The sequence below is a fragment of the Bacillus cereus group sp. Bc031 genome (assembly GCF_027716265.1).
In the GTDB taxonomy this organism is placed as follows: domain Bacteria; phylum Bacillota; class Bacilli; order Bacillales; family Bacillaceae_G; genus Bacillus_A; species Bacillus_A paranthracis.
Window position 1 is genome coordinate 42,181 of record NZ_JAQFUL010000034.1, and the last position, 8,577, is coordinate 50,757.

An 8,577-nucleotide genomic window follows, 5' to 3' on the forward strand; every position below is an offset into this window, starting at 1 on the left:
TGTTTCAATTCTATAGCATATTTTAACATGAAAAATTTTAGAAACATAGAAAAAACTTCAAAAACTATTTACAATTTCATGTGTTTTATTACATAGTGATTACAAGAAAAAACACCTGCTCGTGAGCAGGCGTTTTTAAAGGATTTCATCTGGGTTTTGAGGATGATGATTTCCCTCTTTCTTTTCATCTTTTTGGAACATCGATTGAATTTTATCAATTGTTTGTGGAGCTAATTCAATCATTTTTTCCGCTAAATGTGTCGCATTTTGTAGATGCAGAATATTTACTCCATCTTTATTCACCACAAGAAATGCTACTGGTGTAATAGAAACACCACCCGCGCTACCTCCACCAAATGCAGGGTTACCGTTCGCTCTTTGTCCATCATTCGTTTGGAAATCAGAACCTCCTGCTCCAAAACCGAACGCTACTTTAGAAACCGTTAACACTACACCACCGTCAGCCGTCTGAACAGGCTCTCCAACAATCGTATTTACATCGACCATTTCTTTTAAATTTTCCATTGCTGCTTTCATTAACCCTTGAATTGGATGATCCACCGTTCATAACCTCCTTTGTCATATCTTTCCTAGTTTTTCCGAAAGTTTGTGAACTAAACATAAAATTTTATATTGATTTCAAAAAACTTAAGTTGTAATATTTAGAAAAATAAAAAAAGAGGTCGATTCTTTATGATAAGAAAATTAACAAAGAAAGATCATGAACAAGTATTCGCTTACCTAAAAGAAGAAGCAGCCCTTAACTTGTTTATTATTGGAGATATTGAAGCTTTCGGTTATGACACAGATTTTCAAGAATTATGGGGAGTATTTAAAGAGAATGGAACATTAAAATCAATTCTACTCCGATTCCACGATTCATTTATACCCTATAGTAAAGAAGAATTTATTACCACTGATTATGAGGCACTTCTTTCCACATATAAGCCACTTAAACTCTCTGGTAAGTCAACTATTGTAGAAAATTTTGAAACTGCTCCAAGTCTACAATTAGGCGTCAAAAATGAAATGTATTTTTGTGAATGTCTAAATGACAACAACTTACCTAGCACACCAATTCATGAAACAATTAAACTTGCCTCACTCGATGATATAGAACGAATTATGAAATTACGAAGTGACATCGCTGAATTTCCGACTACCAATGAATCAGAGAAAATATTAAGACAGGCTATCCAAACAAATACAGGACGCACATACTTTATTGAAGAAGATGGCGTAATCATCGCATCCGCCTCTACTTCCGCTGAAAATTCATTATCCGCTATGGTAGTTGGTGTATGTACACACCCGAATTATCGCGGAAATGGATTCGCTTCACTCATATTACAAAAAATGATTCAAGACTTTACGAAAGACGGCCGAACACTTTGTTTATTTTATAACAATCCAGCTGCTGGACGAATTTATAAACGACTAGGATTTAAAGACATTGGAATGTGGACGATGTATCGATAATAAGGGGACGTGTTCGCTCAATTACGATACTTTAGAGGTTGAATACGTATAATGAGGAATGTTTTTGTTCAATACGGTTGTTGATACCGTTTACTCTTAACGATGTTTATCATTATTCACATTTTACCGCACATCTTACTATTTGTACAAGCCGCAAAGTGTGGATTTTGTTAAATAAATACCGCAATAAATTGCGTTTTCCGACTAAATCTACAAAAAAAACCCACCTTTATAGATGAGCCTATGCTTTCAAATATAATTTAGCTTTGTTTTAACAAGTAAGTATTTCTACGCTTATCCGTTAATCGACCTTGTAAGATTTCCTCGTCCAGTTCATCTAAAAGGTGTCTCGTGTGTGATTCTTTAATCTCATGCGCTACCGTCTCCCTAAAGCGTTCTTTCTCACACATGAATACATATGAGTCTGTTTCACGTAGTACTTGCAGGGGATGATACTTTTTGAGGTTCTTTGTCATTCTGTATCGTGGTACTAATATGAGATTCTTATGAGTGAGGAGAGATTCTATTGAAGGTTTTACATAGGGGAACTGCATGCGGTTGAGGATAGACAAGACCTCCCCATCCGAAAGGATGAAGGAAGCCCCGTCTGTAGCTTTTACTTGATGGAGTGTTTCTTGAGAGGTTGTAGTAGTGCTCATTCGCCTTGACCTCCTTCAGCGGACACTGGAAAGTCTGCATTCTCAATCATGTATTCCACTTTAGCTTGTTGCTCCATAACCTGTTTAGATAGTCCTGCAAGATGTTGAGGGGAGTTGATATCTATAAGAGCTTCTGCTCTTTTAGTGATTCCCGCTTGACGGTGTTCCGCTGAAGAAAAGTGACTCCAAACCTCTGAAGATGGTACTTCCTTCTCAATGTCTCTACCTCTCTCTTGGATTAAATCGAATGGTTGACCTTGAGCATCCGAGAATACTTTATAGAACTTGTCTGATTTCTCTCCAATTGTGTAATCATTATGGTCTAGACGGGCAGCTAGCACCTTGTCGTATTGCTTAATAGCTTGCTTGTCTTGTAAGTTCATCTCATTGTACACTTCTTGGTCGAGTACCTTAATAGATGAAATACGGGAATGACCGTCTGTAGTGGCTAAACAAGTCACACCATCGATATTGACTAAAGTTTCAGCGTTTTGAATTGAGCCGTATGTAGCGTAGTGTTTTGCATCCTTTAGTTGTTCCAATAGATGTTTCTCTTTAGATAATTCAGCTTGGAACTTTGCTTCTTCAGCTTGTGCCATTTTCTCTAATCGTGATAGTACCCGCGGATTGATATTGTTTAAATTCATTGTTCAATCATCCTTTTCTAATTGTATTGAGCATTCGCTCTAGTTTTATATTTGTCTTTTAATCTTCAATGACTACATCAATAGTGTCTCTGTCGTCACCGTCTATGAAGTCATCTTTCTCAAGATCGAACTTGCCTTCCTTGGCAAGTGTTTCCTTAGTGGCATCATCAAAGTCTACTATAATTTGTCGGTTGCCAACTTGGACGTTCATAGCTTGAGAGTCAAAGAAACCATGGAAGCGAGCTAACAATTCTAGAGCTTTTGATTGGTCTTTGATAGGAGTTGGAATTTTCACCGTTCCAGTGGGGAGAGCTACATGAGTAGTGGTTCGATCTTCAGCGATATCTGTAAGTTTCTTTAGGAGTCTAAAACCATCGGCGATTTCATGGAAGGATGCTTCCTGTCTGTAGCACTGATAAGCGTATCTAAATCGGGGATCGCTTGTGATGGCATATCCGTAGTGGGGTGCGTAGCCTACAAGTTCTGCTGCTTTCATGGGAGAAAATTGTGCTTCACCGACATATGCAAATAGGAACTTCTCCCACTTGGGATTAATCTCTCGGAGTGTATCCAATGCTGATGTAAGGTCACCATGCATAGCTAGGGCATTGTCGTGCTTTCCATAAACGCCTATGTCCTTTTGAGTATCTGGAATGAGTGGAGCATCATTTAAGTGTCTGTTGCGTTTAACTCTCTGTAGTCCCATTAATTATACACCTCCTTATCATCTTGTAGGATTGTATCGAATGATTCAGCAATCAAGTCAATTACCTTACATGCGTACTCGATTGTTTCATCAGTTACCGAATAGGGTAGATTTGCAATTAAGGCAAGTGCGGTTGCTTGCTGAGATCGGTAGGAGCTTTCACCCTTCCAAGCTCTGTACAATTGTTTAGGTTGGATACCCGAGATGAAGCACAAGTTTTGGATTGGCCTCTTGGCAAACAAGTGGACGTACATGAGGAACTTTAATTCTTTCTCGCAACGCTTGTCTATGTCAGGAATGTTTATCGAAATGGTCATTCTCATAAGGGGAATCATCTTCTTTCTTTGTGGGATATGTCCGTTTTGGGACACTATGGGTATAGATTAAGCAAAACTCTCAAGTTTACTGGAGAGGAGGATGAAACCAGTAGCGTACCTTAAGAGCTTTGCTTAACAGGAGAGTTTTCCGTGCTCTCCTATAAGATTATAAGGGGAGATAATAAGATTGAACTGAACAATGAAATCACAATGGAATATAGAGAAAGGGAGGTAGAAGTACTTTACGGGAGCACCTGTGCGGTAGATACTCCCGAGTAAGGACTCCTACTATTTAGTATTGCAACCGTAATGGGCAATGAGGTTGAGACTTTCCGTAATGACGATGATTGTATCATTCAACGGATGTAACCTCATAGAATCATCTCGTGTGGAAATACCGTTCGGAAATAACTCTATGAGACTACTTCAGTGGACTTGAACTTTTTAGGGGAACGAGCGTTGAAGGTCTCTTAAGAGAAGGGCGATTCTATAATTGTGGGAATTACTCATTTACGTATCTCACTAGGTAAACGATTGTAGAGGGAATTTCTTCTATATTTATAATTATAGAGGAATGCCCCATAAATGTCAATAGTTTAGATAAACTTTTTATTATAACATTAAATATAATTATCCGTCAATGATACAATTGTATCAACCAGATTCCTTCCTGTGAGGTTTTTTACGTTTAGGGTACATTTTTATTGCGAATATCTGTAGAATCTCTTTTGAGACAATCTGAGAGGTCACAATTGCCCAATCACATGTAGGGAAACTTTCGGGGGCATGGGGCAATCACACACGGATACCTTTTAAGAGACGACTCCCGACTGCACCTCCACTCTTTCCTTGATACCCCCCAAGGTCTCGTCCCCTCTTCGAAGTTTTCTTTCGCTCTCTGATTCTCTTCGGTGATGAGCACAGGAGGAGACACAGTATGTATCTGTGGTGGTTGACTCTTTCTCTTCTCTCTCCGTCTTCTTCCCTTTCCTCTCCTCATTCGATTTCTTTTTCTTTCCGTCTCTCTCCTTCTCTGTTGTCTCTCTCATCGCCGTCTCTGTTGTTGTATCATCGTCGGTGTCGTCCTCTCCATTGTCTCCCTCATTGGTGTCTCACATCCTCTGTGGTGTGTGTCGTACATCGGTGTGTCTCATCCTCTCTGTAGTTGTATCACAATGAGTGGTCTGTGTGGTGTCTCTGTGTGGTGGTGCTCTCATACTTATATGTACCTGTGTGGATACTACTTACTGTATGATGTACTCTCTTCATTGTATGTACTGTGATAGATAGTACTGTATGTATAGCTGTAGCATATGAGGGTAGCTATCTAGTGTAGCTTTAAGTGGCATACTTTAGAGGAGTGTATCCGTACAGTGTATGATTATGGATTGTGCCTGTGTGTATGTACCTGATGAGGACGGGAACATCTAAGGTAAGTATTCTATCTGGATATGATGGGACTACTTTAGAGGATAGTCTCAGGAGGATGTAGCTATTGTATCTGGTGAGGACGGGACTACTTTAGAGTGTATGAGAGTATGTAGCTATTTAGTTTTATCATTTCGATCCATGTTGAAATAATGAATACGTGATGTATTTCACATTCAGTTGTCATAATCTGCGTTATCGGTAGTCATTTAGGTGCTTCCTATTGTGAAATCCTTTAATGACGGGATTTCTTCAATGGTGTCAATACTTCCAAGTACTTCACATGAGGATTATAGCATTCAGTTTTAGCTAATATAGATGCATAAATGATGTCTATTCCGTACATCTTCCCTTTAGAGGTGTGATTTCTATGAGTTGTACAGTTGAGATATGCAAAATAGTGTATACTTTAGAGGTCATTTCCCGAGAGTATTTCCCATATATAGGAGTATATATCGTTTGAGCATCGGCACTCTCTTAAGAGTTTTACATACATGCAATGGCTACGCCTACCCTTATCAGGTATTTCTTATAAGTATCACCTTTGGAGATTAATCCACCGTAGTTTCAATCGTCAATCAAGTGTAGCTATAGAATGTATGTATCTATGCAGTGTATCTATTAAGGTATTCTTGACTGATTCAGTCATGTGTGTATCTATAGAGATTGTGTCACTACGTTCCCCTGTGTTTCACTACGTTCACACTATCCGTTCATTATATCTATATGTATATCATAAGTAACGGTAGATGGAGCGATAGCGACGTCATGTGGAGTGTGCGACACATGTATCTTTATTGATATTATCTTACTAGTACGGCTATGCATTTATGTCCAAACACTATAGATAAATAAGAGGTATAAGAGGTGAGAAGTGGACAAAACAGGGTTTCACCTTACTCTCCCAAGGGTTTGAGCCATTTCGAAAATGGACAAAATCAACCCCTCAAATGCTCAAAAATGGACAAAATCGACACTCCTAATATTTACCAATTAGTATTGGCTTCTTCCGTGTAATTGCTATAATGTTTATAGGAACTAAAAAGCCGTCCAAACCTGGGGAGGAGGAGACGACTTTTTAGGAAATTATCGGTATTTAACTTTGGAGTCGTTGGCGTAACCGCTAGCGACTTCTTTTATTGTGTCTAGAATCTTCTTCTCATCACTACGACTTACATAATCAGGGTGTAAATACAACACGTCTATCAATCTCTTAGTCTCTAACATGACCCCTTTTCGGATAAACTTCATGATTGTTGCCGAAACGAATTTCTTGTTATGTCCAGTAACTTCAACGATATCTTTTCTTCTCCATACTTTCATACCTTCTGAGCCGTTCCAAGTAGGGTTATCACATAAGATATGACTGTCTTTGTGGAAGTGCGGTAACAAATCAGCAAGCAATCCTAATTCCTTTAGTGAAAACTTTGAAGCTAGTTCTCTTATAGGTAATTTGAAAACTTTAGCGAATTGATCCATTTTGTTCTTCTCCAATGTTCCGCAACTGTAAAGCATATCCGTGAAGGTAATCTCAATGTTTCGCCCAACCTTCTCAATTGTCAATGCTCCAATGTTTTCACACTCTTTTATGATTCTCCTTGCTTGACGGGTGGACATTCCTGAAAGTTCGGCTATCTTGTTTACTGTAAAGGTAGAACCCTCAGTATCAAATAGCTTTCCGTCTCCATTGTTTTCTAGGAAGGTACTCATAATAAGTAGCGCTCCTTTTTGGATAGGATTCAGTGAGTATTGTACGGCTAAATGGTTGATAGTGTTTTGCCATACAAAGTATCGTTTATCTTGCTTGTCCTTCTTCTCAAAATACTCTCTGTCTCTTACTTGCTGTGCTTCTGTCTTAAATTCTGTAATGCCGTGTTCTTCTCGTAACTTCTGCATAAGCTGTTCTTTTGTTAGTTCCATATAAATCTTCCTTTCTTCATTGGAGATACATCAGCCGTGAATATATCGTACTTATCACGGTAGCGCCTATTTAAAGCAATATCCTCAATTAATTTATTTGTGTAGTTCATGTCGTTATCGTCGTACTGTCCTCTTAGTTTTACATCTCTCATCGCATCTCTCATGTAAGCTTCCCAACTCTTATCAGTGTCCATCCTGTAAAAGTCTCGACTCAATTTCATCATTCCTTTCTAGGTATATTTTCCTCACTTCTGAGGTCTGCACATGATATCGCATATGAGCCTACATTTCAAGTGTTTTACCACGCAATTTTTAGCAATCAATATGCAAATTCTTGCATGGTTAGCTCCTTCTGTAGATGATGTACGAGCAACCGCCTTAGGCATACAACCCAAGGATGATGAACGGTGCGCGAAAGACGATAAGCATACTCACTTAGCCTCCAATCCTCTTTCAATCTCTCGCCATAGTGGTTTCTCGTTATATAAATACTTCAATAGATTAACCGTCGTATTAATACCCTCGCCTATTACCATACAAGCAATATACTCTATGTATCTACAATTCAATATCCCGTTTGATATATGTAAAACATAATCTATTACCACTACCATTGTTTCATCACTATGTTTATATCTCTTTTGAATTCTCCTTATGATTTCAAGATGCAACTCCAAGTACTTTTCATCTTCTTCTCCCCAAACAGAATCAAAATAGGATTCTAAAGTATACTGCTTAATGTTTCTTGAATACCCCGATAATCGTACCCGTTTGTATAACTCGCTATTTTTCTGCATAGCCCCGTCCCCTTCCCAAGAGAATCTTGTATACCTTATAATTCCATTATATCTTTTTAACTCACATCAAGAAACAACATCGGAATATCCACATAAATAACAAAATCCTGTCCGTTCCACATGAAGCACTTATTCAGGGAAAATACAAAACTCTAATGAAACATCTAAATATTGATCAGAACAAAAGAAAACAGCTAAGTAGAATTTACTCAGCTGTCGATATCATTGAATCACTCTTGTATTTTTACTAATAAATTATGTTCCTTTAACAAAACTTTTTCGCTTGCATTTTTACTAATAAATCATGTTATAATGTAAACAGATAGTTAACTCTAAAAAAGCGATTTTCCCATGTTATCAAAATTCAAATATTTTGTAAACTAAAAAACGGAAGATTTTTGCATAAAAGAGTTAGCAATATACGTAAACTAAAAAAGACAGAAGCCTGAGAAACTCCTGTCTTCAGTAACCCATCACTATTCTGAGAAAATAGATGGTGTGGTCATAGCAACTTAATTAGTTTTCCAACTTGCGAACCGCCCACTTTTGAACCGCACCCAATTTGTTAGACAAATAACTAACAATTGGAGGTGCGGTTTTATTATGTCTAGAAAATATAAATTC

9 protein-coding genes are annotated in these 8,577 nt (G+C 38.0%); 1 reads left to right on the plus strand and 8 read right to left on the minus strand.

Going from position 1 to position 8,577, the window contains the following annotated elements:
• Positions 1–135: 135 nt before the first annotated feature.
• A complete protein-coding gene (ytfJ, locus tag PDQ33_RS14920) occupies positions 136–561 on the minus strand; it encodes a GerW family sporulation protein (protein WP_000349987.1) in 426 nt (141 codons plus the stop codon).
• A 132-nt stretch (positions 562–693) separates the two neighbouring features.
• On the opposite strand from ytfJ, the gene PDQ33_RS14925 reads away from it, so the two are divergent.
• Complete coding sequence (locus PDQ33_RS14925) at positions 694–1,479, plus strand: GNAT family N-acetyltransferase (RefSeq protein WP_061130725.1); 786 nt, start codon at positions 694–696, stop codon at positions 1,477–1,479.
• A gap of 260 nt (positions 1,480–1,739) precedes the next feature.
• Here the strand turns inward: PDQ33_RS14925 and PDQ33_RS14930 are convergent, their stop codons facing one another.
• The 7 genes from PDQ33_RS14930 to PDQ33_RS14960 all read right to left on the minus strand — a co-directional run bounded on the left by PDQ33_RS14930 (position 1,740) and on the right by PDQ33_RS14960 (position 7,953).
• Entirely contained in the window at positions 1,740–2,138 is a 399-nt protein-coding gene (locus PDQ33_RS14930) for a hypothetical protein (protein WP_076873629.1), read from the minus strand.
• Entirely contained in the window at positions 2,135–2,785 is a 651-nt protein-coding gene (locus PDQ33_RS14935) for a hypothetical protein (protein ID WP_270782912.1), read from the minus strand. Before PDQ33_RS14935 ends, PDQ33_RS14930 begins: the two co-directional genes overlap by 4 nt.
• Positions 2,786–2,843: 58 nt before the next feature.
• Positions 2,844–3,491 (minus strand): hypothetical protein, encoded by a 648-nt coding sequence (locus PDQ33_RS14940; protein ID WP_076873627.1) that lies wholly within the window; start codon positions 3,489–3,491, stop codon positions 2,844–2,846.
• A 1,129-nt stretch (positions 3,492–4,620) separates the two neighbouring features.
• Positions 4,621–4,857: a hypothetical protein gene (locus PDQ33_RS14945; RefSeq protein WP_270756031.1), complete on the minus strand. Its 237-nt coding sequence runs from the start codon at positions 4,855–4,857 to the stop codon at positions 4,621–4,623.
• A 1,465-nt stretch (positions 4,858–6,322) separates the two neighbouring features.
• On the minus strand, positions 6,323–7,156 hold the full coding sequence (locus PDQ33_RS14950) for a hypothetical protein (protein WP_076873625.1): 834 nt from the start codon (positions 7,154–7,156) through the stop codon (positions 6,323–6,325).
• Positions 7,147–7,320, minus strand: coding sequence for a hypothetical protein (locus tag PDQ33_RS14955; RefSeq protein WP_179098834.1), 174 nt, complete (start codon positions 7,318–7,320; stop codon positions 7,147–7,149). Before PDQ33_RS14955 ends, PDQ33_RS14950 begins: the two co-directional genes overlap by 10 nt.
• Positions 7,321–7,587: 267 nt before the next feature.
• Positions 7,588–7,953, minus strand: a complete 366-nt coding sequence (locus tag PDQ33_RS14960) for a DnaD domain protein (RefSeq protein ID WP_076873623.1) — start codon at positions 7,951–7,953, stop codon at positions 7,588–7,590.
• Positions 7,954–8,577: the final 624 nt, after the last annotated feature.